Origin of the sequence: Paraburkholderia silvatlantica (assembly GCF_003096715.1) — a bacterium.
In the GTDB taxonomy this organism is placed as follows: Bacteria; Pseudomonadota; Gammaproteobacteria; order Burkholderiales; family Burkholderiaceae; genus Paraburkholderia; species Paraburkholderia silvatlantica.
In genome coordinates, this window is sequence record NZ_QEOL01000004.1 from 307,434 (window position 1) to 330,148 (window position 22,715).

Genomic DNA, 22,715 nt, shown 5'->3' on the forward strand with positions numbered 1-22,715 from the left:
GATGGACGGGCAGGTATTAGGTTTTTGCGGTCCGGGGCTGATGGGCGCGCCGATGATCCGTCATTTGCTGCGCGCCGCTCACGCAGTGCGCGTGTGGAACCGCACGCCGGCGAAGGCCGAAGCGCTGATCGCCGACGGCGCGCAGGTTGCCGCGACGCCCAGCGCGCTCGCGCGCGAGGCCGACGTGGTGTTGCTGTGCGTCGCCGATGCGGCGGCGGTCGAGCAGGTGGTGTTCGGCGAGCACGGCCTGTTCGCCGGCGCGGCCCGCGAGAGCGTGCGCGTGCGCCGCATCGTCGATCATTCGAGCATTCCTCCCGACGCGACACGCAGGCTCGCAGAGCGCGCGGCGGCCTTCGGCGCGGGCTGGGTCGACGCGCCCGTCTCGGGCGGCGTGGCGGGCGCGCAGAACGGCACGCTGGCCATCATGGCGGGCGGGGCGTCAGCCGACGTCGAAGCCATTACGCCGATCCTCGGCGCCTACGCGGCGCGCGTGACCCACATGGGCGGCGTGGGCGCGGGCCAGACCGCCAAGCTGTGCAACCAGGCCATCGTCACGGCCACAGTCGCCGCGATTGCCGAGGCCGTGAGCCTCGCGCGGCGCAGCGGCATCGACGCGGCGAAGCTGCCCGAAGCGCTTGCGGGCGGCTGGGCCGATTCGACGCTGCTGCGCACGTTCGTGCCGCGCATGACGCAAGACGGGCTCGAATCCATCGGCGCGCTCAAAACGTTCCAGAAAGACGTGGACACGATCGCCGCAGCGGCCGCGCAGACCGGCACGCCCATGCCCGTCGCGGGCACGGTCCAGCAATTGCTGCGTCTGGCGGCGGCCATGGGCCTCGCGCAGGCCGATTTTTCGGGCTTCATCGACGTGCTGCACACGCCGCGCACCGGCGCAGCCTGAGCGGGGCGGGCACGCGCAGGCCTCGCGGGCGATACGGCCCCGTTGTAACCGCGTTGTAACCGGCGTCCGTGGCGGCCCCGTGGCGGCCTTCACATTGCTCACTTCTTGCCGTGTCATGCTGCGCCGAGCCGGGTTGTCCGCGCGGCTGGAAGTCACGCGCGAAGTGGCATAACCTGCTAAAATTACAGGTTTTTCGTCGATCTACTTTCCGGGACGCGCTGTGCTCTCTACCGCCAACATCACCATGCAATTCGGGCCGAAGCCCTTGTTCGAGAACATCTCGGTCAAATTCGGCGAAGGCAACCGCTATGGCCTGATCGGCGCGAACGGTTGCGGCAAATCCACGTTCATGAAGATCCTCGGTGGGGATCTCGAGCAGAGTTCGGGCAACGTCATCCTCGAGCCGAACGTGCGTCTGGGCAAGCTGCGCCAGGACCAGTTCGCCTACGAAGACGTGCGCGTGCTCGACGTCGTCATGATGGGCCACACCGAAATGTGGGCCGCGATGACCGAGCGCGACGCGATCTACGCGAACCCCGAAGCCACCGACGACGACTACATGCATGCCGCCGAACTCGAAGCGAAGTTCGCCGAGTACGACGGCTACACGGCCGAAGCGCGCGCGGGCGAGCTGCTGCTCGGCATCGGCATCGGCACGGAATTCCACAATGGCCCGATGAGCGGCGTGGCGCCGGGCTGGAAGCTGCGCGTGCTGCTCGCGCAGGCGCTGTTCTCGAAGCCGGACGTGCTGCTGCTCGACGAACCGACCAACAACCTCGACATCAATTCGATCCGCTGGCTGGAAGATGTTCTGAACGAGTACAACTCGACCATGATCATCATCTCCCACGATCGACACTTCCTGAACCAGGTCTGCACGCACATGGCGGACATGGACTACGGCACGCTGAAAGTCTGGCCGGGCAACTACGACGACTACATGCTCGCGTCGGCGCAGGCGCGCGAGCGTCAGCAGGCCGCGAACCAGAAGGCGAAGGAGCGCGTGGCCGACCTGCAGGACTTCGTGCGCCGCTTCTCGGCCAACAAGTCGAAGGCGCGCCAGGCCACCAGCCGTCTGAAGATGATCGACAAGATCAAGATCGAGGAATTCAAGCCTTCGTCGCGCCAGAACCCGTTTATCCGCTTCGAGTTCGAGAAGAAGCTGCACAACATCGTCGTGGTCGCGGAAGAGATCACGAAGACGTACGAGCGCCGCATCTTCAACAAGCTCAGTATCAGCGTGCAACCGGGCGAGCGCATCGCGATCATTGGCGAGAACGGCGCGGGCAAGACCACGCTGCTGCGCTCGCTGCTCGGCAACCTGGCCGTCGATAACGGTTCGGTGAAGTGGGCGGAGAACGCGAACGTCGGCTACATGCCGCAGGACACGTACGAAGAGTTCCCGGCCGACGTCACGCTGATGGACTGGATCGACCAATACCGCCAGGAAGGCGACGACGAGCAGTCGGTGCGCGGCACGCTTGGCCGTCTGCTCTTCAACGCGGACGACATCAAGAAGTCGGTCAAGGTGCTGTCGGGCGGCGAGAAGGGCCGCATGATCTGGGGCAAGCTGATGCTCGGCCGCCACAACGTGCTGCTCATGGACGAGCCCACGAACCACATGGACATGGAGTCGATCGAGTCGCTGCAGATCGCACTCGAAAAGTTCGAAGGCACGCTCATTTTCGTGTCGCACGACCGCGAGTTCGTGAACGGCCTCGCGAACCGCGTCATCGAGGTGAAAACCGACGGCACGGTCAAGGACTACAGCGGCAACTACGAAGACTTCCTGGCCAGCCAGGGGTTGCAATGAGTTTCGATCGCTGATCGAGGCGTGAAATCAAAACGGGCGGCGCGTGAGCGTCGCCCGTTTTGTTTCTGGTCCGCGTCCTGGCCCACTGCGCGCCCGCCTTACGTATGCGTCAACCACGCTAGAATGCACTGTCGCCGCGGCGGACGCCGCGATGAAATCGCGAACGCACACGAAGCTTTGCATGGGATGGCAGTCAGTGCGCTGCATGGGCACGGAGCAGGTGCCAAAGCACCGACTCCGGGCGACAGCCGTAGCGCAAGCTGCCATCGACAGACAGGAGGAGCACGCATGAACGACTACACGCAGTTCTACATCGACGGCCAATGGGTCGCCCCGCGCGGCAAGGGCACGATCGACGTGATCGACTCGGGCACCGAGGCGGTGATGGGCCGCATCCCCGAGGGCGTCGAAGCGGATGCCGAAGCGGCCGTCGCCGCCGCGCGCGCCGCCTTCGACGGCTGGGCCGCGACACCCGCCGCCGGGCGCGGGGCGTATCTGCAGAAAATCGCCGACAACCTCAAGGCCCGCACCGACGAACTCGCGCAACTGATCGCAGGCGAAGTCGGCATGCCGCTGAAGCTCGCGCGCGCGATCCAGGTGGGCGGCCCGGTCTACAACTGGGGCGCTTACGCGCGGCTCGCAGGCGAGTTCCAGTATGAGGAGCGCGTGGGCAACTCGCTCGTCGTGCGCGAGCCGGTGGGCGTCGTCGCGGCCATCACGCCGTGGAACTATCCGCTCAACCAGATCACGCTCAAGGTCGCCGCCGCGCTCGCCGCTGGCTGCACCGTCGTGCTCAAGCCCTCGGAGGTCGCGCCGCTCAATGCGTTCGTGCTCGCCGAGGCCATCCACGAAGCCGGCCTGCCCGCGGGGGTGTTCAACCTCGTGACGGGCTATGGTCCCGTGGTGGGCGAGGCGCTCGCGCGCCATCCGGACGTCGACATGGTGTCGTTCACCGGCTCGACGCGTGCGGGCAAACGCGTGTCGGAAGTCGCGTCGGCCACGGTCAAGCGCGTCGCGCTGGAGCTGGGCGGCAAATCGGCCTCCGTCGTGCTGGACGACGCCGACTTCGCGGCCGCCGTGAAAGGCACGGTGGGCGCGTGCTTCCTCAACTCGGGGCAGACCTGCTCGGCCCACACGCGCATGATCGTGCCGGAGTCGCGTTACGAAGAAGCGCGCGACCTCGCAAAGCAGGCCGCCGAGGCATTCAAGGTGGGCGACCCGCGCGACGAGAAGGCGAAGCTCGGCCCGCTCGCCTCGAAAGTGCAGCAGGAGCGCGTACTGCACTACATCGAGCGCGGCATGGCCGACGGCGCCGAACTCGTGACGGGCGGCCCCGGCATGCCGGAGGGCGTGACGCAGGGCTTCTTCGTGAAGCCCACCGTGTTCGGCCGCGTGCCGCGCGACGCGGCCATCGCGCAGGAAGAGATCTTCGGCCCGGTGCTGACGATCCTCACGGCGAAGGACGAAGACGACGCCGTCGCGATCGCCAACGACTCGCTCTACGGCCTCGGCGGCGCGGTCTGGGCCGGCAGCGACGAGCGCGCGATGCGCGTGGCCCGACGAATTCGTACGGGCCAGATCGACATCAACGGCGGCGCCTGGAACATGGCCGCGCCCTTCGGCGGCTTCAAGCAGTCGGGACACGGCCGCGAAAACGGCGCCTACGGCCTCGAGGAGTATCTGGAATACAAGTCGATGCAGTTCAAGGTGCCGAAGGGCTGATGAGGCATCTCGTCGCGAGCTATCGCAAATCTTTTAGTGCGACGTGTTGATGCAAGTCATAAATGCGGGCTTCTTCACGGAAGTCCGCGTTCATGTTTGATACATGTCAATGTCATATGTGGGGTACGCGCGACCATAAGCGCTTTGTCATCGACAGAGCACAACATGTTTCCTGGCCACTCCTTCGCTCCGCTCCAGATTCGCGGCCGTCAACTCCTGCCCGTCGTGCAGGGCGGCATGGGTGTCGGCATTTCGGCACACCGGCTTGCTGGCAGTGTCGCCCGTGAAGGCGCACTCGGCACGATCGCGAGCATCGACCTGCGCCATCATCATGGCGATCTCATGGAGATGTGCCGCACGGACCCGCGGCACGAAACGCTCGCTCGCGCGAACCTGATCGCACTCGGCCGCGAAATCGCGGCGGCACGCAAGCTCGCAGGCGGCAGCGGCATGATCGCGGTGAACGTCATGAAGGCGGTGAACGCCCACGCCGACTACGTGCGCACCGCCTGTGAGCACGGCGCCGACGCCATCGTCATGGGCGCCGGCTTGCCGCTCGATCTGCCCGACCTCACGGCGGGCGTGGACGTCGCGCTCGTGCCGATCCTGTCCGATGCGCGCGGCGTCGCGCTTGTGCTCAAGAAGTGGATGAAGAAGGGCCGCCTGCCCGACGCCATCGTGATCGAGCATCCTGCCCACGCGGGCGGCCATCTCGGCGTGACCGACATCGCCGACATGGGCAGCGAGCGCTTCGCCTTCACGCAGATCTTCGAGGAACTCGAAGGCGTCTATGCCACGCTCGGCATTTCGCGGCGCGACGTGCCGCTCGTCGTGGCGGGCGGCGTGAACAGCCACGAGGCCGTGCGCAAATGGCTCGAGGCAGGCGCGAACGGCGTGCAGGTCGGCACGCCGTTCGCGGTGACCGAGGAGGGCGACGCGCACCCCGAGTTCAAGCGCGTGCTCGCCGACGCGAAGCCCGAAGACATCGTCGAGTTCGTGAGTGTGACGGGCCTGCCGGCACGCGCGGTGAAAACGCCGTGGCTCGAACGTTACTTGCGCAACGAGTCGCGCATTCGCACCAAGATCGGCTCGCTCAAGCTGGCTTGCCCAACCGGTCTCGAATGTCTTTCGGCCTGCGGGCTGCGTGACGGCATCGAGAAGTTCGGCCACTTCTGCATCGACACACGCCTCGCTGCGGCGTTACGCGGCGACGTTGCGAACGGGCTGTTCTTCCGCGGCCGTGAAGCGTTGCCGTTCGGCAACGCGATCCGCAGTGTCCGCGACCTGCTGGAGTTGCTGCTGACTGGCGCTGCGCGACCTGCTGTCGCACAACGAGCAGCCTTCGCACTGGCTTGATAAGTATCAAAACGCCGCCAGACCCCGTCTCTGACAATTTGTAGGCCTTAAAGGCTGGACCTACAGACACGGGGATTAACGATGTATAAAGCAATTAGAAAGGCGGCCGCAACTGCCGCGCTCACCATGGGCGCGGCCTTCCTGGCAGCGCCGGCCAACGCGGCCGGTTCTCCCGGCTCGGGCATTTACGCGGGCGACTGGCTGGTGCGCCTGCGCGCGATCGAGATTGCGCCGGACGCGCGCGGCAACGGTACCCTCGGCGCGATTGGCGCGGACGTGAACAACGCCATCGTGCCCGAACTCGACTTCACCTACATGGCGACCAACAACATCGGCGTCGAGCTGATTCTCGGCACGTCGCGCAACCAGGTGACGTCGAATATCGGCGCACTCGGCGGCGTGGGCGTGCTGCCGCCTACGCTGCTGCTGCAGTATCACTTCAACAACGCGGGCAGGGTGCGGCCGTACGTGGGCGCAGGCATCAACTACACGCTGTTCTACAACAACGGTCTGCACGCAGGCGGCCAGTCGGTTTCGATCGACAACCACAGCTGGGGGCCGGCGCTGCAGTTCGGCATCGACTTCCAGGTCACGAAGCGCATCTTCGTGAACGCGGATATCAAGAAGATCTGGATGCGCACCGACGCGTCGCTGGGTGGCACGCCTATCGGCACATTGCATATCGATCCGCTCGTGGTGGGTCTGGGCGTCGGCATGAAGTTCTGATCGATCACTGGACCACTGCTTTTTCGAACGCCGGCTTGTCCGGCGTTTTTTATCCGCGTTCAGGCGCGATCTTTCTGGAAGCGCATGGCGGTGCCGTCGCGTTCGATGCGCTCCCACACGGCGCGCTTTTCCTCGTCGCTCAAAAAAACCCAGTTGGAGACTTCCACGGCGGTGCGCCCGCAGCCTTTGCAGACGTCGTCGAAGAGTGTCGAGCACACACCGATGCACGGGCTGTCGGGGAGGTCGTGGAGGTTGGATGCCATTGAGGAGCCTTGGGGCGTGGCCGGACGTTGCGCGCGCCGGCTTCGGTACGAAACGCCGTTATGTTAACCGATACGGCGCGGAGCGGCCGCCCGCACTTCCAGGCGAGCCGCGGCGACGTGCGATGCGCGATGAATCGGCCACGCCGCTGCAAGCCGATAGCAAGGTGGAGGGCGCCCCCGCGTCCCGCCAGAAGCCAGGCGTCGCGCGCATGCGCCATCGAAGTTGTTTTTTGTGGACACGGCCCGTGAAACGGCTAAAATTGCGCGCGATTTACCGTCCGCGCGGCTTGCCGTGTTGCCACGGCCCATGTTCCGTTTGCGCGACACGCCCGCATTTTATTTCTTGCGTGGCGGGTTTGATGGTAGGTTCTGGGAAAGTCAGGGGAGCCGTGCGCAGGTGACGCGAAGCACGGCACGAAGCGAGGCAGGCAGCCGGCCGGAGCCGGTCAGGATCGGAGAACGGGATGAAGAAAGGGGTTGTGGCGCAACTGGCCGCGCTCGCACTGTGCGCGGCGCCATGGATGACGTCGGTGGCGAAGGACACACAGTTGAACGTGTACAACTGGTCCGATTACATCGCCAAGGACACGATTCCGAACTTCACGAAGCAGACCGGCATCCAGGTCAAGTACGACAACTACGACAGCGACGACACGCTCCAGGCCAAGCTGCTCGCGGGCAACTCGGGCTACGACATCGTCGTGCCGACCAGCAATTACGCGGGCAAGCAGATCGCCGCCGGCATTTTCGCGCCGCTCGACAAGTCGAAGATCCCCAACCTCAAGTACCTCGATCCGCAACTGATGGCGCTCGTCGCCGGCGCGGATCCCGGCAACAAATACGCGGTGCCCTGGGCATATGGCACGACGGGTCTCGCCTACAACGTCACGAAGGCGCAGCAGATCCTCGGCAAGAACGTGCCGCTCGACAACTGGGACATCCTCTTCAAGCCCGAGAACATCTCGAAGCTGAAGGCCTGCGGCGTGTCCGTGCTCGACGCGCCGGACCAGATGTTCGCGGCCGCGCTGCACTACATCGGCAAGGATCCGCTTTCGACGAATCCGGACGACTATCGCGCCGCGCTCGCGATGATGAAAAAGATCCGCCCATACATCACGCAATTCAACTCGTCGGGCTACATCAACGACCTCGTGGGCGGCGACATCTGCTTCGCGTACGGCTGGTCGGGCGACGTCGTGATCGCCAAGCACCGCGCCATCGACGCGAAGAAGCCCTACAAGATCGAGTACTACATCCCGAAGGGCGGTGCGCCGATCTGGTTTGACGTGATGACCATCCCGAAGGATGCCCAGCACAAGGAAGCCGCGCACGAGTGGATCAACTACATCGAGACGCCGCAGGTCCACGCAGCGATCACGAACTCGGTTTACTACCCGAGCGCGAATGCGCAAGCGCGCAAGTACGTGGACAAGGACATCGCCAACGACCCGGCCGTGTACCCGCCGCCTGAAGTCCTGAAGACGCTGTTCCTGCTCAAGCCGCTGCCGCCTGAGATCCAGCGCCTGCAGACGCGTCTGTGGACCGAGTTCAAGTCGGGCCGCTGACGCGGTCATAGCCGCGGTTGAAATTCGATCCCGTTTTACCCCGAGCCCTCGGCACGATGCCGGGGGCTTTGTTCGTCAACCCCGTCCAGCATTCACGCAGAAACAGGCAGGGCAGAGAGAATCATGAGTGACCAGTCGAGCGCGCCGGCATCCGCCGGTTCGCTGCCTTCGGGCTTCGCCGCGGCAGATTCGGCCGCGGACAACTTCGTGCAGATCGTCGATGTCGTCAAGAAGTTCGGCGAGACGACAGCTGTCAAGGGCGTCAATCTGTCGGTGAAGAAGGGCGAGCTGTTCGCGCTGCTCGGCAGTTCGGGCTGCGGCAAGTCCACCTTGCTGCGCATGCTCGCGGGTCTCGAAACCGTGACGTCCGGCAAGATCCTGATCGACGGCGAGGACCTCGCTTCGATGCCGCCGTACCGCCGCCCGGTCAACATGATGTTCCAGTCGTACGCGCTCTTTCCGCACATGACGGTGGAGTCGAACGTGGGCTTCGGGCTGCGTCAGGAAGGCGTGAAAAAGGGGGAACTCAAGGATCGCGTGGCGGCCGCGCTCGAGCTCGTGCAGATGACGCGCTTCGCCAGGCGCAAGCCGCACCAGCTTTCGGGCGGCCAGCAGCAGCGCGTGGCGCTCGCGCGCTCGCTGGTGAAGCGCCCCAAGCTGCTCCTGCTCGACGAGCCGATGTCGGCGCTCGACAAGCAGATTCGCCAGCGCACGCAAATCGAACTCGTCAACATTCTCGACAGGGTCGGCGTCACCTGCATCATGGTCACCCACGATCAGGAAGAGGCGATGACGATGGCGGGGCGCCTCGCGGTGATGAGCGAAGGCGAGATTGTCCAGCTCGGCACGCCGAACCAGGTCTACGAATTCCCGAACAGCCGCTTCTCCGCGGAGTTCATCGGCTCGACCAATCTTTTCGACGGCAATGTGGTCGAGGACGAGCCTGACCACGTGTTCGTCGAGTGCTCCGACTTGCCGGTGCGGCTCTACGTGAACCACGGCATCACCGGGCCGCTCGGCATGCCCGTGACGATCTCGGTGCGCCCGGAGCGTATCTCGCTCACGCGCAAGCCGCCCGAGGGCGTGTTCAACTGGGGCAAGGGCGTGGTCAAGAACATCGCCTACATGGGCGGCTACTCGCTCTATCACGTCAAGCTCGACTCGGGCAAGACGGTCATCGCGAACATGTCGAGCCTCGCGCTCTCCGAGATCGACTCGCCCACGTGGGAAGACGAAGTCTACGTGCGCTGGAGCGCGTCGGCCGGCGTGGTGCTGACGTCATGAGCGCGACGACCTTGCGTAACATCCTGAACTGGCCGGCGAAGCGCTTGAACCTCACCGGGCGCACGGCCGTCGTGGCGGGGCCGTTCATCTGGCTGCTGCTGTTTTTCCTCGTGCCGTTCGTCCTGGTGGTGAAGATCAGCTTCGCGGACCAGCAGCTCGGCATTCCCCCGTACACGGAGCTGACGTCGTTCGCCGATGGCGTGTGGCACATCGCGCTCGACTTCTCGCACTACGCGTTCCTGTTCCAGGACAGCCTGTACTTCGCGACCTACGTGAATTCGGTCGTGGTGGCAGCGATTTCGACGCTGCTGTGCCTCATCATCGGCTATCCGATGGCGTATTACATTGCGCGCTCGAATCCCGCCACGCGCAACATCCTCATGATGGCCGTGATGCTGCCGTTCTGGACGTCGTTCCTGATCCGCGTGTACGCATGGATCGGCATCCTGAAGAACAACGGACTGCTGAACAATTTCCTGATGTCGATCGGCGTCATTCATTCGCCCATCGAGCTTTATCACACGAACACGGCAGTCTATATCGGCATGGTGTATTCGTATCTGCCGTTTCTCGTGATGCCGCTCTACGCGCACCTCGTGAAGATGGATCTCACGCTGCTCGAAGCCGCCTACGACCTCGGTGCGAAGCCGTGGCGCGCGTTCGTGGCGATCACGCTGCCGCTCTCGAAAAACGGCATCATCGCCGGCTGCCTGCTGGTGTTCATTCCCGCGGTGGGCGAGTACGTGATTCCCGAGCTGCTCGGCGGCGCGAACACGCTGATGATCGGCCGCGTCATGTGGAACGAGTTCTTCGACAATGCCGATTGGCCGATGGCCTCCGCGGTGACCTGCGCAATGGTGCTCCTGCTGCTCGTGCCAATGGCGCTGTTCCAGCACTATCAGGCGAAGGAACTGGAGGGCCGCGGCAAATGAAACCGAATCGCGTTCTGATGTTCATCGCGCTCGGCCTCGGCTTCGCGTTTCTCTATATTCCGATCCTGAGCCTCGTCGTCTATTCGTTCAACGAGTCGCAACTCGTGACGGTGTGGACGCGCTTTTCCACGCGCTGGTATCAGGCGCTCATCACCGACGACGAGTTGATCACCGCCGCCTGGCTCTCGCTGCGCATCGCGCTGATGACGGCGTTCGCCTCGGTGTTCATCGGCACGTGGGCGGGCTTCGTGCTCGCGCGCATGGGGCGCTTTCGCGGCTTTACGCTCTTCTCGGGCATGATCAACGCGCCGCTCGTGATTCCCGAAGTGATCCAGGGCATTTCGCTGCTGCTGCTCTTCGTGGAAATGGGCAAGCTGATCGGCTGGCCCGCGGGGCGCGGCGTGTTCACGATCTGGATCGGCCACGTCATGCTGTGTATCTCGTACGTCGCCATCATCGTGCAGTCGCGCGTGCGCGAGCTGAACCCGTCGCTCGAAGAGGCGGCGCTGGATCTTGGCGCAACGCCGTTCAAGGTGTTCTTCCAGATTACGCTGCCGCTCATCTCGCAAGCGCTTGCGGCGGGATGGCTGCTGTCGTTCACGCTGTCGATCGACGATCTGGTGCTCTCGGCCTTCCTTTCGGGCCCGGGCTCGACCACGTTGCCGCTCGTGGTGTTCTCGCGCGTGCGCCTCGGCCTGAACCCGGAGATGAACGCGCTCGCTACGCTGTTCATCGCGGTCGTGACGGTGGGAGTGATTGCCGGCAACTATTTCATGCAGCGCGCGGAGCGCAAGCGCATGGCGATGGCGGTCTGAGCGCCGCCGCGCTTTAAGGCGCATGCAATAAACGGTGCGCGGGCAGCCATGTCCGCGCACCGTTTGCTTTTTGCTGCGCGGTCGCTACAGCCGGTAGCCCATACGAAATCCGCCCCAGTGCCGACCGTTCACGAAGATCGGCGCGGAGGCGTCCTTCATCATCACGAACGTGCCGCCACCCATGTCGCGACGGTAGGTTTGCAGCAGGAAGGGCTTGGTATGCGAACCGGCGGCGCGGCCCGCGCGGTCGCTGAAAATTCGATGATTGCGGCAGTTCGCGGCGTTCCACACCGGGTCGGCGCCCTGCGGATGCGAGAACTTGCGATTATGAGTCGGTATGTAGCCGCGCGGATCGATCGCGACACAGAAGGCGACGCGTTCGTCGAACGTGAGCAGCGGTTCGAGGATCGGCGGTAGCACACGATCGGTGAAAGCCGTAAAGCGCGTCATATGCTGCTGCGGGTCCGTATTCGGCACTGGGGTGTAGACGCTGTCGAACAGATCCGCTTCGCCGATCTCGCCACGCGCGAGCGCGCCTTCGAACAGCTTGCTCACCTGGGCGGCGGCGCGCTGCACCGTCTGGATGAAGCGCGTGTCATCGGTTTCCACACCGGTTGCGGCGGAAAGCTCGATGAGCGTTTCCGAGACCTCGAGCAGCCGGCCGAGCTGATCCTTCGCCTGCACGAAGTTGCGCCCCGAATCTTCGACGCCCGCGACCATCTCGCCCACCTGGCTTTCGAGTCCATCGCATTTCGTCTCGATCTCGCCCGTGAGCTGCGCGATCTGGCCGGCGTGCTCGTCGAGCTGCATGATGGCCTGGCCGGTGCTGTGCACGGCTTCGCCGATCGTGTGCGTGCCCTCGCGCACGCGATGCGCGCGTTCGGTGTTGGCGGTGCCCTCGGCGATGAGCTGCTCGGTCTGCTGCGTGAGTTGGCCGAGTGTTTGCTCGATCTGGCCGGTGGCCTGCGCGGTCTTGGCGGAGAGGTTCTTCACCTCGGCCGCGACCACGGCGAAACTCTTGCCCGATTCGCCCGCCCGTGCCGCCTCGATAGCCGCGTTGAGCGCGAGAAGCTGGGTTTGCCGTGCGATCAGCGAGATTTCCTCGGAGACCTTCGAGACATGCACGAGCGCGCTTTTGAGCGCCCGGATCTGCGTCTCGATGACGGTGACGCTCTCCACGAGACCGTGAATGTCGGCAAGCGACGCCTCGATGGTCTGCTGCGACTGCTGCACGGTGGCGGCGGTGCCCGTGCTCAGCGCGCGCATGGCGCGCGCAGCCGTGGCGATTTGATGGTTGCCGGCGAGGGTGTGGGCCGCCGACTCGCGCAGGGCGTGGCAGACGTCGGTCTGACGCTGCACGCGCGCGGCGACTTCGTCGACATGGCCTGCCACGTCGCAAATCTCGATACCGAGCCTGCCGGCGTGCGCGGCAATGTCGCCGACTACGCCGGCGGATTTTCCCGCGCGGCGGCCACCGCGCAGACCCAGCAATCGCAAACGTGTCATCGGGTGTCTCCTTTGTCGATGGCGCCTGGTGCTTGAGCGCCTGGCACCATCCCATCCATGGCTGCCCGCTGCGCAACGAAAATCGCGGACAACGGCGGAAAGCTTTCTGCCCGGTCGTCGGCAGGTTCGATCGCCGGGCTTTCTGAAGTTGTTTACGGCGCGTAATACGGCGACTTGAGCGCAGGGGTGGCGCCTGGCGCTATGATCGGGAACTCGGGCGCTTCGACAGCCGGAAAAGCGGAGCAAAGGGGCGTCGCGACGGGAGCAAGATGAGAGACGTGATTTTCGGCGGGAGCGTGCCGCTCGCGCTCTGGCAGCAGCTGATCCAGCTCTGGGAGCTGATCGTGATGGTGTTGCGCTTCCTCTGGGAGCTGGTGAAGCTCCTCGGCGGCGGCGGTTGAACGACGAAAGGGCAGACGATGATCGACGATTCCACCCGGCGTTTCACCGACCGGGTCGCAGACTACGTGAAATTCCGGCCGACCTACCCCCGCGAAGTGGCGACTTTCGTGCATGTGGAGTGCGGCATCGCGCCGGGCGCGCCGGTGGCCGACATTGGCGCGGGTACTGGCCTCTCCACAAAACTCTTTCTCGACGCGGGCCATCCGGTGACGGCCGTCGAGCCGAACGCGGCCATGCGCGCCGCGGCGGACGAGCTGCTGAGCGGCTATCAAGGCTATCGCAGCGTGGCGGGCACGGCGGAGGCGACGACGCTCGAAACCGCGAGCGTGGATCTCGTGAGCGCCGCGCAGGCGTTCCACTGGTTCCACAAGACCGATACGCAGCGCGAATTCGCGCGCATCCTCAAGCCGCGCGGCAAGATCGTACTGTTCTGGAACAGCCGCCTGCTCGAAGGCTCGGCGTTTCTGTCGGGCTACGAGGCGCTCCTGCAGCGTTTTTGCCCGGACTACGCGCGCGTGGCCGAAAGCTATCCCGACTCGGCCGCGATGGCCGACTGGTTCGGCGACGGCTTCGAGCATCGGACCGTGTTCCCGAACGCGCAATGGCTCGACTTCGATGGCCTGCGCGGACGGCTGATGTCGTCGTCGTACGCGCCGCGCGCGGGCGACGAACGCCACGAGCCGATGCTCGCGGCGCTGCGCGAGCTGTTCGACGCGACGCAAAAGGACGGCACCGTAAACTTCGCCTACGAAACGCGCGTGTACGCCGGGCGTCCACAGCGCGTCTAGCGCTCGAACGCGTAGTCGGCGGTGCGCACGCGGCGCGTTCTGCGGCGGAACATGAACGTGAAGCCGGGCCACAGCGCGGTGTTCTTGCCCGCCTGCGTGAGGTAGTAGCTGCGGCAGCCCGACTGCCACACGGTGCGCGCGAAGCGCGCTTGCACGCGCGCGTTCCAGCTTTGCTGCGCCTCGGCGCGGACTTCCATCGTGCGGGCGCCCGAGCGCTGCAACGCCCGGATGCAGGCTGCGATATAGGCGACATGCGACTCGATCATGTAGATCATCGAGTTGTGCCCGAGCGCCGTGTTCGGCCCGATCACGAAGAAGAGATTCGGGAAGCCCGCGATGCTCGCGCCGAGGTAGGCCTCGGGGCCGTCGCGCCGCCACGTCTCGCCGAGGTCCTGGCCGCCGACGCCCGTCACGTGGAAAGGCGCGTCCACGTCGTTGACCTGAAAGCCCGTGCCGCAGACGATCGCGTCATAAGGCCGATGCGTGCCGTCGGCGGTGACGATGCCGTCGGCGACGACCTCGCGGATCGCGTCGGTCACCAGCTCGACGTTGGGCTGCGCGAGGGCGGGGTAGTAGTCGTTCGAGAGCAGCACGCGCTTGCAGCCCAGCAGGTAGTCGGGCGTGAGACGCGCGCGCAAGTCGGGGTCTTTGACCTTGCGCGCGAGGTAGCTCAGCGCGAACTTCGTCGGCGTCCTGAGCAGGCGCGGCTCCACCGCGAAGCCAAGCGCACGCGCTTCGTGCTGCCAGTAAATCCTCGCGCGCGCCACGCGTTGCGCAAAGGGCATGTGCCGATAAATCCAGCGCCAGCGCTCGCTGATGGCGCGGTCGCGCCGCGGCATGATCCATGGCGGCGTGCGCTGAAACACCGTGAGCTGCACCGCGCGCGGCTGGATATGCGGCACGAACTGGATCGCGCTCGCACCGGTGCCGATCACGGCGATGCGCTTGCCTTCGAGCGCGTAGTCGTGGTCCCAGCGCGCCGAGTGGAAGAGCTTGCCTTCGAAGCGCTCGATGCCCGCGATAGGCGGCAGCGCCGGGCGCGAGAGCGGACCGTTCGCGGCGATCACGATATCGGCTTCGATCGTCGTGATCGCGCCGTCGCGCTCGATCTCCACCTGCCAGACGCCGCGAGCCTCCAGGAAGCGCGCCGCGCATACGCGCGAACGGTATTCGATGAAGCGCTCGACATCGTACTTGTGCGCGCAATGGCGCAGGTAGTCGAGAATTTCGCGCTGCGGCGCGAAGGTGCGCGTCCACGCCGGATTCAGCTCGAACGAAAACGAGTAGAGGTGCGAAGGAATATCGCAGGCGGCGCCCGGATAGGCGTTGTCGCGCCAGGTGCCGCCGAGGCCTTCGGCTGCTTCATAGATCGTGAACGATTCCACGCCCATGCGACGCAGCCGGATCGCCATGCCGATACCGGAAAAGCCGCTGCCGATAATGGCGATGCGCAGCGCGCTCCCGTTGCCGAGCGCTTCTTTGGCCATGTGTGCGTCCGCCATTATGTGTGATGTGCCGGGTTCCGCGCCGATGCAAAACGGGCTCCGTGAAGGAGCCCGTCGTTGCTCGAGCGGCGTGCGCCGGGAAGCCTCAGGCGTTCAGGAGTTGTTCCAGTCGTCCGAGCTGTCGTTGCTGCCCATGTCGACACCGCCGCCGCCCGAACCGTCGTCCCAGTCGTTCGATCCCTGACCAAAGTCGAGACCGCCGCCATTATTGCCGTCGCGCTGAACCCGGCGGCCTTCGTCGTCGACAAACACATCGCGCTCGATCACGCGGTCGCGGCCCTGGTTGAGTGCTTCGCCGAGCAGCACGCCCGTGAGCAGGCCACCCATGCCGCCCATGCCACCGCCGCCTTGCTGCACGATGACCTGCGGCGGTTGCTGTGGCGGCGCAGGCGGATACTGCGGCTGACGTCCGAAGGCGGCGTCGGCTTCTCGCGCGTAGGTGGAGTTGCTGCCGTAGTCTGGCGCCGCAGGCTGCGCATTCGGATCGGGCCGGCCTTCGGCGCGCGCCTTGAGGCTTGCGAACTGACGCTCGAGATCCTCGATCTCATACGGCGGCCGCGGATTCGCGCTGTTCGAGAGCGTTTCGACGAGGCTGCGCAACTGCGCTTCAAGTCCTTCGACTTCCTTTTCGAGCGCTTCGTGGCCGGGCGCGGTCGAGAGCTTCACGTCGAGCTTGAGCGAACGCACGCCGTTGAGCAGTTCGGTGGCGCGCTTGAGCTGGTCGCGGCGGTCGTCGCCGGCCTTTGCGTCTTCGGTGGACTTCGCGCGGCGCAGCGTCCAGCGCAGCACAAGCGCGATGCCGACCAGCAAGATGACGATACCAATCCACATGCCCATACCAGGACCTCGCTTCTGTGGCGCGGGCGCAGCCAACTGCTGTTGCGTGAACGGGTTGCCCGTGCTGTTCGTGTTGACACTGCCGGCGCGCGAAGCGTCGGAACGAATCTTCGCTTCGACCTGGGCGAAACGTTGCGGCTGGGTGAAGCGAATTTGCGGATCGAGCGACTTCGCCTGCTCGACCTGGGTGAGCGCGTCGCTGTAACGCCCTTCGCGGTCGAGCACCTGGGCGTAGAGGTAGTGCGCGCGAGCGTTGTCCGGATGCGCCTTCAGGACTTCGGTCAGGCCGGAGTCGGCGCGCTGCCAGTCGCCCTGGGACATCGCGGATTCGATCTGCTGCACGCCAGGCACGGCGAACGCCACGCCGCCCGTGAAGGCGAGCGACGCGACAGCGATGCTGGCAGCGGAAAGAAACTTTTTCATGTTGCAGGCCGGGCGCATTGACGCCCGTCTCCATGGCATTCGATACGGGGATGCGGCGCTATCGGGCGCCTGCCGGCTACATCGGCCGCACGGACCATGCCGCGCCGCATCCAGCACGCCGGCGCGCTTACTGTGCGGGCGTGTTCATCTGCTTCTTGAGCGCCTCGAGGCGCTCGTCCACCGACGGACCCTTGTTGAGCGCCGCGAGCTTGTCGTCGAGCGCCTTGCCGCTCGACTGGTCGGACGAATTCAGGCGGGCGTCCGAGCGCGCGTTCGACAGCGCGACCTTCTCTTCCAGCTTCTGGAAGTCGCCGTCGAGATTCTTCCCGCCGATGCCGCCCAGCGCCGTAGCGGCGACATCCTTCGCCTGGGCGATCTGCTGCTTCGCCTGCAGGATGTTCGAGCGCGCGTTCAGGTCGTTGCGGCGCTGGCGCATGTCGTCGATCTGCTGCTTTAGCTGGTCGACCGACGGTTCGAGCTTGGCGAGTTCGCCTGCGAGCGCATCGCGTTCGGCTTCGGCGGTTTGCTGCGCGCCGAGCGCTTCGCGTGCGAGCGCTTCGTCGCCCGATTGCAGCGCGCGCTTCGCGCCGTCTTCGTACTTCTTCGCCTTGTCGGCGGCCACGTCGCGCTTGCTTTGCTGCGTCGCGACCTGCGCCTGGATCTCGACAAGCGAGTTCTCCGCGCGGGCGATGCTGTCGTCGAGCTCACGCACGATCTGGCGCGCGTCGCGCGACGGATCCTGCACCGAGTCGGCGGCGTCGTTGAGCAGGCCCTTGACGGTGCGGGAGATGGAGTCGAAAAGCGACATGAATTCCTCCGGTGAAATGAGATCGGCCACGGCGGGCCGAGGTGCGTGTATGCGGTTTGGCCTCACGCGCCTGCCGGCAGAGGGCTGATCCATCTGCCAGCTTACGCCGCTTTGCGCCTCGTGCGCATGCACGGCGCAAATCGGGGCGAGTGCGGCAATTGCAATAGCGTGAAGGTGTTTTCTTGCACGCGTGTGTTCATCGGGACGGGGCCTGGCTCGCGCGGCGCGAGCACCGCTGCAGGCGGCGTGCCGCCATCGATCGATCGCGGATATTACACCACGGCCCGTCTTAAAAGGGACTTAAAGGAATCGGGCCGACAGAGCGCTTGCGCTCGCATGGGCAAGCGGGTGTCAAGCCGTGAGCATGGCGGCGCGGATGCGGCCCGTGTCAAGCGTATTTGCCGCCTTCGGGCGCGGCGTCGCCACTGCTGGCTTCGTCGCGTGGATCGCTTGCCTCGCGCCGCGAGCGGGCGAAGGGCGCGGAGCTCAGCGGCTGCAGCGGTTCGGCGTCCAGCGATTGCGCCGCGGCCGTGTCGAGCGCGGCGCTTTGCGCTGCGGCGGCCGATTCGGCGCTTAGGCGTGCGACAGCCTGGGCGATTTCGCGCGCGGCATGGCTCACGTCCGCCTCGTCGGTGTGCGCGGCGGGCAGGGGGGCGACCGCGTCGTCGCGAATGGCCGCAGCCGCTTCGCTATCGGCGAGCGCATCGTCCTTTTGCGCGTCGGAGCTTGTTGCCGCGCTCGCGCCGATCGCCGCAGCACCCGCACCCGTAGGCGGCCGGATCGCGCCCGCACGGCCTGCGCGCAGCGGCTTCGCCGCCTTTTGCAGCACCTGGGCGAGGGCGTCGGGCTGACGCGGCGCGTTCAGCCGGTCGACGATGCTCGCGGCCTTCACCTGATCGCTCGTGGCGCTGAACGCGATCACGGCGCGGCGCATGAGTTCGCTGATGCTGATGCCGAGTTCGTCGGCGGTGGCGGAGATCGCGCGTTTTTGCGCGGGCGTAACGAAGACGACGATGCGTTCGCTGGGCTTGTTCATGATCGACGGGCCGTTGGGTCGGCTTCGTATGACGTCGGTTTGCCTGCCTGCGCAACAGCTTTTGCAAGAATGGATGCGTGCTCGCCTAGGCGCGGACAGGGGCGTGTAGCAGATCTTTCATCATAAGACGAGCGCGCCGATGCGCAATCGGAAGGTGCGCGACCAGGAACAACCCTGCCTGCAAGAATCTGCCGTCAACAACCCGTCGACGCCTGATTTGTCGCGCGGTATGGGGCGGCTACGAAACTTTCCGCGCATAAAGCCACGTCTGGCACAAGCGAGCGCCCGGAGTGCCAAAAAATCGGGCAGGACGCGTTTCCCAAGAAACTCTTACAAAAAAAGCGCGACCCGGCGCCCGCGATTTCTTTAGAATGCGCTGTTACATTTCGCGAATGGCGCCTGAACGGGCGCGTATTCGCGTGTGGCGTGCCGTAGTGCGCGCCGCGCGGCCGGACGGGGGCGTTGCCGGTCGCGCCGCGTCGCCGGGTTTGAGCTGGCGACGTCGTATGCCGCATTGGCGCCATGACGCCGTGGTCGAGATCCATGCGCGCGAGTTGCGCGCAGCCGGCGCGCGCGAGACGCGCCCATCATTCCAGTCATGCCTATCATCAAACGACCGCCTTCACCGCAGTACCCGCACGACGATCGGGAACCCTCCTTCAACAACGGGCGCCAGCCGCCTCGCCGGCCTGAATCGGGTGGCGGCTCCGGCGGCAACGGGCCGCGCGACAGGAGCCCGAAGCGGCGCTCCATCGGCACCGCGCTCGCGCTCTGGTTCGTCGGCCTGATCGGCACGCTCTGCGTAGTCGGTGCGCTGCTCGTGGGTTACGCGCTCGTCGTGATGGAGCCGCAACTGCCATCGCTCGACGCGCTCACCAACTATCAGCCCAAGGTGCCGCTGCGCATCTATACCGCCGATCACGTGCTGATCGGCGAGTTCGGCGAAGAGCGCCGTCAGCTCGTGCGCTTCCAGGATATCCCTGACATCCAGAAGAAGGCCGTGCTCGCCATCGAGGACTACCGCTTCTATGAGCACGGCGGCGTGGACTTCGTCGGCATCCTGCGCGCGGGCGTGGCGGACATCATGCATGGCGGCGCCTCGCAGGGCGCGAGCACGATCACGATGCAGGTCGCGCGCAACTTCTTCCTGTCGAGCGAGAAGACCTACACGCGCAAGGTCTACGAGATGCTGCTCGCCTACAAGATCGAGCGCGCACTCACGAAAGACCAGATTCTCGAGTTGTACATGAACCAGATTTATCTGGGGCAGCGCGCCTACGGTTTCTCGGCGGCGGCGCGCGTGTACTTCGGCAAGGACCTGAAGGACATCACGCTCGCCCAGGCCGCGATGCTCGCGGGCCTGCCGAAGGCGCCTTCGGCGTATAACCCGATCGTCAATCCGCACCGCGCGAAGATTCGCCAGGAGTACATCCTCAAGCGCATGCTCGACCTCGGCTACATCACGCAGGCGCAGTACGACGAAGCGATCAAGGAGCCGCTGCAGACGAAGACGGCCGGCACGGAGTACAACGTGCACGCCGAATATGTTGCGGAAATGGTGCGCCAGATGATGTATGCGCAGTACAAGGACGAGACCTATACGCGCGGCCTTACGGTGACGACGACCATCGATTCGGCCGACCAGGACGCCGCGTACGCGGCCGTGCGCAAGGGCGTGATGGACTATGAGCGCCGCCACGGCTATCGCGGACCGGAGGGCTTCGTGCAGCTGCCCGCCGACGGCGACGACCGCGAGCAGGCCATCGAAGACGCGCTCACCGATCACCCGGACAACGGCGACCTCGTCTCGGCGGTCGTGACCGACGCGGGCCCGAAGTCGGTGACGGCGCAACAGCTCGACGGCACGTCGGTGACGGTGACGGGCGAGGGCCTGCGCTTCGTCGCGGCTGCGCTCTCGCCGCGCGCGTCGCAGGCGCTGCGCATTCGCCCCGGCTCCATCGTGCGCCTGATGGAGGACGCGAAGGGCAACTGGCAGATCACGCAGCTGCCGCAGGTCGAAGGCGCGCTCGTCTCGCTCACGCCGCAGGATGGCGCGATCCGTGCGTTGATCGGCGGCTTCGACTTCAACAAGAACAAGTTCAACCACATCACGCAGGCATGGCGCCAGCCGGGCTCGAGCTTCAAGCCGTTCATCTACTCGGCTTCGCTCGAAAAGGGGCTCGGTCCGGCGACGATCATCAACGACGCGCCGCTGTATTTCCCCCCCAGCTCGCCGGGCGGCGAGGCGTGGGAGCCGAAGGACGACGACCAGCCCGAAGGGCCGATGTCGATGCGCCTCGCGCTGCAGAAGTCGAAGAACCTCGTGTCGATCCGCATCCTCTCGTACATCGGCACGAAGTACGCGCAGGACTACGTGACGCAACGCTTTGGCTTCGACGCGGACAAGACGCCGCCGTATCTGCCGATGGCGCTTGGCGCGGGCCTCGTCACGCCGCTGCAGTCGGCGGGCGCGTATAGCGTGTTCGCGAACGGCGGCTACCGCATCAACCCGTATCTGATCGCCGAAGTGGACGACGCGCGCGGCCAGCCGATCCTGCGCGCCCAGCCTCTGGTGGCGGGCCAGAATGCGCCGCAAACGCTTTCGCCGCGCAACGCGTTCGTGATGAACAGCCTCTTGCACTCGGTGGCGACAGCGGGCACGGGCGCGGGCACCAACGTGCTCCATCGCAACGACCTGCAGGGCAAGACCGGTACGACCAACGACGCCAAGGACGGCTGGTTCGCGGGTTATCAGCGCACGCTGGTCGCCGTGGCGTGGATGGGTTACGACCAGCCGAAGAGTCTCGGCAGCCGCGAATTCGGCGCGCAGCTCGCGTTGCCGATCTGGGTCGAGTACATGCAGCGCGCGCTGCGCGGCGTGCCGCAGGAGGAGCCGGCGATGCCCGACGGCCTCACGACGATCAACGACGAACTGTACTTCTCGGACATGACGCCGGGCAACGGTTTCGTGGCGAGTATCGGTCTGGACTCGGCGAACCCGGCGGGTGCGGCGAGCGATGCGAGCGGCGCGACCGGCAGCATGGGGCCGGGCGGCATGACGCCGCCGAGCGTGACCACGACGGAGAAGAAGCAGATCATGGATCTGTTCGAGTCGAACAAGCCTTGATGCTGGTTTGGTGAGTTCTGCAAGATAAACACGGCGCGTCGGCAACGGCGCGCCGTGTTTTGTTTGATGAGCGGAATTTCCTTGTGCGCCAAGGGGTTGGTCGAGCTTTCCAGGGCTTTTCCACAGGGCTGTCAACGAAATCTGTGGGTAACTCCCGCGCCGACTTTTCCACAGTTTTTGTTGAAGCCCCTGTTCATAACCCTGGGATATCGAAGCTAACTGGCTGACGCCAAAGGCTTTGTGTGCACGCGCTACGCACCGTCCCGGTTCTGCGGCGGGCACAGCGCCGTTTCGATGGCGTCTTCCAGCCGGTCGTTGCCCCAGAACATTTCATCGCCGACGAAAAATGTCGGCGCGCCGAAGATGCCGAGATCGCGCGCCGCCTGGGTCCGCTCGCGCAGGCGCAGCCGGTTCGCTTCGCTGCCGGCTTCCTCGATGAGCCGCTGCGCCGGCAGTCCCAGCGCGGCGAGCATGTGTGCGACGGCTTCGGGCGAATCGACTTCGCGGTCGTCGCCATAGTTGCGCATCATGACGGCGCGGCACCAGTCGGGCAGCCACGGTTCGTCGACGGCGAGCACGGCGATGCGCGTTGCGAGCACGGTACGGCGCGGAAACTCGCTGGGCTGTTGCCACGGCAGCGCGTATTTGCGGCACTGCCGACGCATGTCCTGCCACACGTAGGCGCCTTTTTCCTTCTGCACGACGAAGGGCGGACCTTCCCAGCCGAGTGCGTCGAGAATCGGGCCGAGCAGGAAGGGCCGCCAGTGGACATCCACGCCGCTTCGCGCCGTAAGGGCGGCGATGCGCATCACGCTCAGATAGCTGTAGTTGCTGGCGAGGTCGAACCAGAAGTCGAGCGATGGGCGGGGCATGGTGTCGTCTCCATGAAGCGGTGGCGCCGGTGTG

19 protein-coding genes are annotated in these 22,715 nt (G+C 65.4%); 12 read left to right on the forward strand and 7 right to left on the reverse strand.

The features are described 5' to 3' along the window. Position 1: 1 nt before the first annotated feature. The 5 genes from C7411_RS07820 to C7411_RS07840 all read left to right on the forward strand — a co-directional run bounded on the left by C7411_RS07820 (position 2) and on the right by C7411_RS07840 (position 6,518). Positions 2–901: an NAD(P)-dependent oxidoreductase gene (locus C7411_RS07820; RefSeq protein WP_110384107.1), complete on the forward strand. Its 900-nt coding sequence runs from the start codon at positions 2–4 to the stop codon at positions 899–901. Between the two features lie 220 nt (positions 902–1,121). Then, positions 1,122–2,714, forward strand: a complete 1,593-nt coding sequence (locus C7411_RS07825) for an ABC-F family ATPase (protein WP_110384108.1) — start codon at positions 1,122–1,124, stop codon at positions 2,712–2,714. 288 nt (positions 2,715–3,002) lie between these two features. Continuing rightward, the gene (locus C7411_RS07830) at positions 3,003–4,436 is read left to right on the forward strand and encodes an aldehyde dehydrogenase family protein (protein ID WP_110384109.1); all 1,434 of its coding nucleotides are present in this window, start codon (positions 3,003–3,005) and stop codon (positions 4,434–4,436) included. A gap of 165 nt (positions 4,437–4,601) precedes the next feature. Next, a complete protein-coding gene (locus C7411_RS07835) occupies positions 4,602–5,792 on the forward strand; it encodes an NAD(P)H-dependent flavin oxidoreductase (RefSeq protein ID WP_110384110.1) in 1,191 nt (396 codons plus the stop codon). A gap of 126 nt (positions 5,793–5,918) precedes the next feature. Then, complete coding sequence (locus C7411_RS07840) at positions 5,919–6,518, forward strand: OmpW/AlkL family protein (RefSeq protein ID WP_373682580.1); 600 nt, start codon at positions 5,919–5,921, stop codon at positions 6,516–6,518. Positions 6,519–6,577: 59 nt separating this feature from the next. Here C7411_RS07840 and C7411_RS07845 read toward each other — a convergent pair whose 3' ends face one another. Continuing rightward, positions 6,578–6,781 carry a DUF1289 domain-containing protein gene (locus C7411_RS07845; protein ID WP_069265662.1) on the reverse strand — a complete coding sequence of 68 codons (204 nt, stop codon included), beginning with the start codon at positions 6,779–6,781 and terminating at the stop codon, positions 6,578–6,580. A gap of 464 nt (positions 6,782–7,245) precedes the next feature. Here C7411_RS07845 and C7411_RS07850 point away from each other — a divergent pair, with 464 nt between their 5' ends. The 4 genes from C7411_RS07850 (at position 7,246) to C7411_RS07865 (ending at position 11,377) form a co-directional block, all read left to right on the forward strand. Further along, a complete protein-coding gene (locus C7411_RS07850) occupies positions 7,246–8,346 on the forward strand; it encodes a polyamine ABC transporter substrate-binding protein (protein WP_110384112.1) in 1,101 nt (366 codons plus the stop codon). Between the two features lie 123 nt (positions 8,347–8,469). Then, positions 8,470–9,630, forward strand: a complete 1,161-nt coding sequence (locus C7411_RS07855; protein ID WP_110384113.1) for an ABC transporter ATP-binding protein — start codon at positions 8,470–8,472, stop codon at positions 9,628–9,630. Next, positions 9,627–10,562 carry an ABC transporter permease subunit gene (locus tag C7411_RS07860; RefSeq protein ID WP_110384114.1) on the forward strand — a complete coding sequence of 312 codons (936 nt, stop codon included), beginning with the start codon at positions 9,627–9,629 and terminating at the stop codon, positions 10,560–10,562. The genes C7411_RS07855 and C7411_RS07860 overlap by 4 nt, the downstream gene beginning before the upstream one ends. Further along, entirely contained in the window at positions 10,559–11,377 is an 819-nt protein-coding gene (locus tag C7411_RS07865) for an ABC transporter permease subunit (protein ID WP_042265734.1), read from the forward strand. Before C7411_RS07860 ends, C7411_RS07865 begins: the two co-directional genes overlap by 4 nt. A gap of 84 nt (positions 11,378–11,461) precedes the next feature. On the opposite strand, the gene C7411_RS07870 is transcribed toward C7411_RS07865, so the two are convergent. Then, positions 11,462–12,883: a methyl-accepting chemotaxis protein gene (locus tag C7411_RS07870; protein ID WP_110384115.1), complete on the reverse strand. Its 1,422-nt coding sequence runs from the start codon at positions 12,881–12,883 to the stop codon at positions 11,462–11,464. A 269-nt stretch (positions 12,884–13,152) separates the two neighbouring features. On the opposite strand from C7411_RS07870, the gene C7411_RS38595 reads away from it, so the two are divergent. Both C7411_RS38595 and C7411_RS07875 read left to right on the forward strand, forming a co-directional pair. After that, complete coding sequence (locus C7411_RS38595) at positions 13,153–13,284, forward strand: hypothetical protein (protein WP_258365420.1); 132 nt, start codon at positions 13,153–13,155, stop codon at positions 13,282–13,284. Between the two features lie 18 nt (positions 13,285–13,302). After that, positions 13,303–14,073 (forward strand): class I SAM-dependent methyltransferase, encoded by a 771-nt coding sequence (locus C7411_RS07875; RefSeq protein WP_110384116.1) that lies wholly within the window; start codon positions 13,303–13,305, stop codon positions 14,071–14,073. Here the strand turns inward: C7411_RS07875 and C7411_RS07880 are convergent. From C7411_RS07880 to C7411_RS07895, 4 genes are all read right to left on the reverse strand, one after another. Then, the gene (locus C7411_RS07880; protein ID WP_110384117.1) at positions 14,070–15,560 is read right to left on the reverse strand and encodes a flavin-containing monooxygenase; all 1,491 of its coding nucleotides are present in this window, start codon (positions 15,558–15,560) and stop codon (positions 14,070–14,072) included. The two genes, C7411_RS07875 and C7411_RS07880, sit on opposite strands and share 4 nt — an antisense overlap. Positions 15,561–15,671: 111 nt before the next feature. After that, positions 15,672–16,838, reverse strand: a complete 1,167-nt coding sequence (locus C7411_RS07885; protein ID WP_110384183.1) for a tetratricopeptide repeat protein — start codon at positions 16,836–16,838, stop codon at positions 15,672–15,674. 127 nt (positions 16,839–16,965) lie between these two features. Further along, on the reverse strand, positions 16,966–17,646 hold the full coding sequence (locus C7411_RS07890; protein WP_042265728.1) for a PspA/IM30 family protein: 681 nt from the start codon (positions 17,644–17,646) through the stop codon (positions 16,966–16,968). A gap of 388 nt (positions 17,647–18,034) precedes the next feature. Continuing rightward, on the reverse strand, positions 18,035–18,682 hold the full coding sequence (locus tag C7411_RS07895; RefSeq protein ID WP_110384118.1) for a hypothetical protein: 648 nt from the start codon (positions 18,680–18,682) through the stop codon (positions 18,035–18,037). A gap of 598 nt (positions 18,683–19,280) precedes the next feature. Between C7411_RS07895 and C7411_RS07900 the strand changes: the two genes are divergently transcribed. Further along, positions 19,281–21,809 carry a penicillin-binding protein 1A gene (locus C7411_RS07900; RefSeq protein WP_110384119.1) on the forward strand — a complete coding sequence of 843 codons (2,529 nt, stop codon included), beginning with the start codon at positions 19,281–19,283 and terminating at the stop codon, positions 21,807–21,809. A 251-nt stretch (positions 21,810–22,060) separates the two neighbouring features. Here the strand turns inward: C7411_RS07900 and C7411_RS07905 are convergent, their stop codons facing one another. Then, entirely contained in the window at positions 22,061–22,681 is a 621-nt protein-coding gene (locus tag C7411_RS07905; protein WP_110384184.1) for a 2-hydroxychromene-2-carboxylate isomerase, read from the reverse strand. Between the last annotated feature and the right edge of the window lie 34 nt (positions 22,682–22,715).

Bases quoted from the DNA above. Each gene is read 5' to 3' on its own strand.
- C7411_RS38595 (WP_258365420.1), top strand. From the start codon at position 13,153: ATGAGAGACGTGATTTTCGGCGGGAGCGTGCCGCTCGCGCTCTGGCAG.
- C7411_RS07845 (WP_069265662.1), bottom strand. From the start codon at position 6,781: ATGGCATCCAACCTCCACGACCTCCCCGACAGCCCGTGCATCGGTGTG.
- C7411_RS07875 (WP_110384116.1), top strand. From the start codon at position 13,303: ATGATCGACGATTCCACCCGGCGTTTCACCGACCGGGTCGCAGACTAC.
- C7411_RS07900 (WP_110384119.1), top strand. From the start codon at position 19,281: ATGCCTATCATCAAACGACCGCCTTCACCGCAGTACCCGCACGACGAT.
- C7411_RS07880 (WP_110384117.1), bottom strand. From the start codon at position 15,560: ATGGCCAAAGAAGCGCTCGGCAACGGGAGCGCGCTGCGCATCGCCATT.
- C7411_RS07850 (WP_110384112.1), top strand. From the start codon at position 7,246: ATGAAGAAAGGGGTTGTGGCGCAACTGGCCGCGCTCGCACTGTGCGCG.
- C7411_RS07885 (WP_110384183.1), bottom strand. From the start codon at position 16,838: ATGAAAAAGTTTCTTTCCGCTGCCAGCATCGCTGTCGCGTCGCTCGCC.
- C7411_RS07840 (WP_373682580.1), top strand. From the start codon at position 5,919: ATGGGCGCGGCCTTCCTGGCAGCGCCGGCCAACGCGGCCGGTTCTCCC.
- C7411_RS07905 (WP_110384184.1), bottom strand. From the start codon at position 22,681: ATGCCCCGCCCATCGCTCGACTTCTGGTTCGACCTCGCCAGCAACTAC.
- C7411_RS07870 (WP_110384115.1), bottom strand. From the start codon at position 12,883: ATGACACGTTTGCGATTGCTGGGTCTGCGCGGTGGCCGCCGCGCGGGA.
- C7411_RS07820 (WP_110384107.1), top strand. From the start codon at position 2: ATGGACGGGCAGGTATTAGGTTTTTGCGGTCCGGGGCTGATGGGCGCG.
- C7411_RS07895 (WP_110384118.1), bottom strand. From the start codon at position 18,682: ATGAACAAGCCCAGCGAACGCATCGTCGTCTTCGTTACGCCCGCGCAA.
- C7411_RS07860 (WP_110384114.1), top strand. From the start codon at position 9,627: ATGAGCGCGACGACCTTGCGTAACATCCTGAACTGGCCGGCGAAGCGC.
- C7411_RS07855 (WP_110384113.1), top strand. From the start codon at position 8,470: ATGAGTGACCAGTCGAGCGCGCCGGCATCCGCCGGTTCGCTGCCTTCG.
- C7411_RS07890 (WP_042265728.1), bottom strand. From the start codon at position 17,646: ATGTCGCTTTTCGACTCCATCTCCCGCACCGTCAAGGGCCTGCTCAAC.
- C7411_RS07835 (WP_110384110.1), top strand. From the start codon at position 4,602: ATGTTTCCTGGCCACTCCTTCGCTCCGCTCCAGATTCGCGGCCGTCAA.
- C7411_RS07830 (WP_110384109.1), top strand. From the start codon at position 3,003: ATGAACGACTACACGCAGTTCTACATCGACGGCCAATGGGTCGCCCCG.
- C7411_RS07865 (WP_042265734.1), top strand. From the start codon at position 10,559: ATGAAACCGAATCGCGTTCTGATGTTCATCGCGCTCGGCCTCGGCTTC.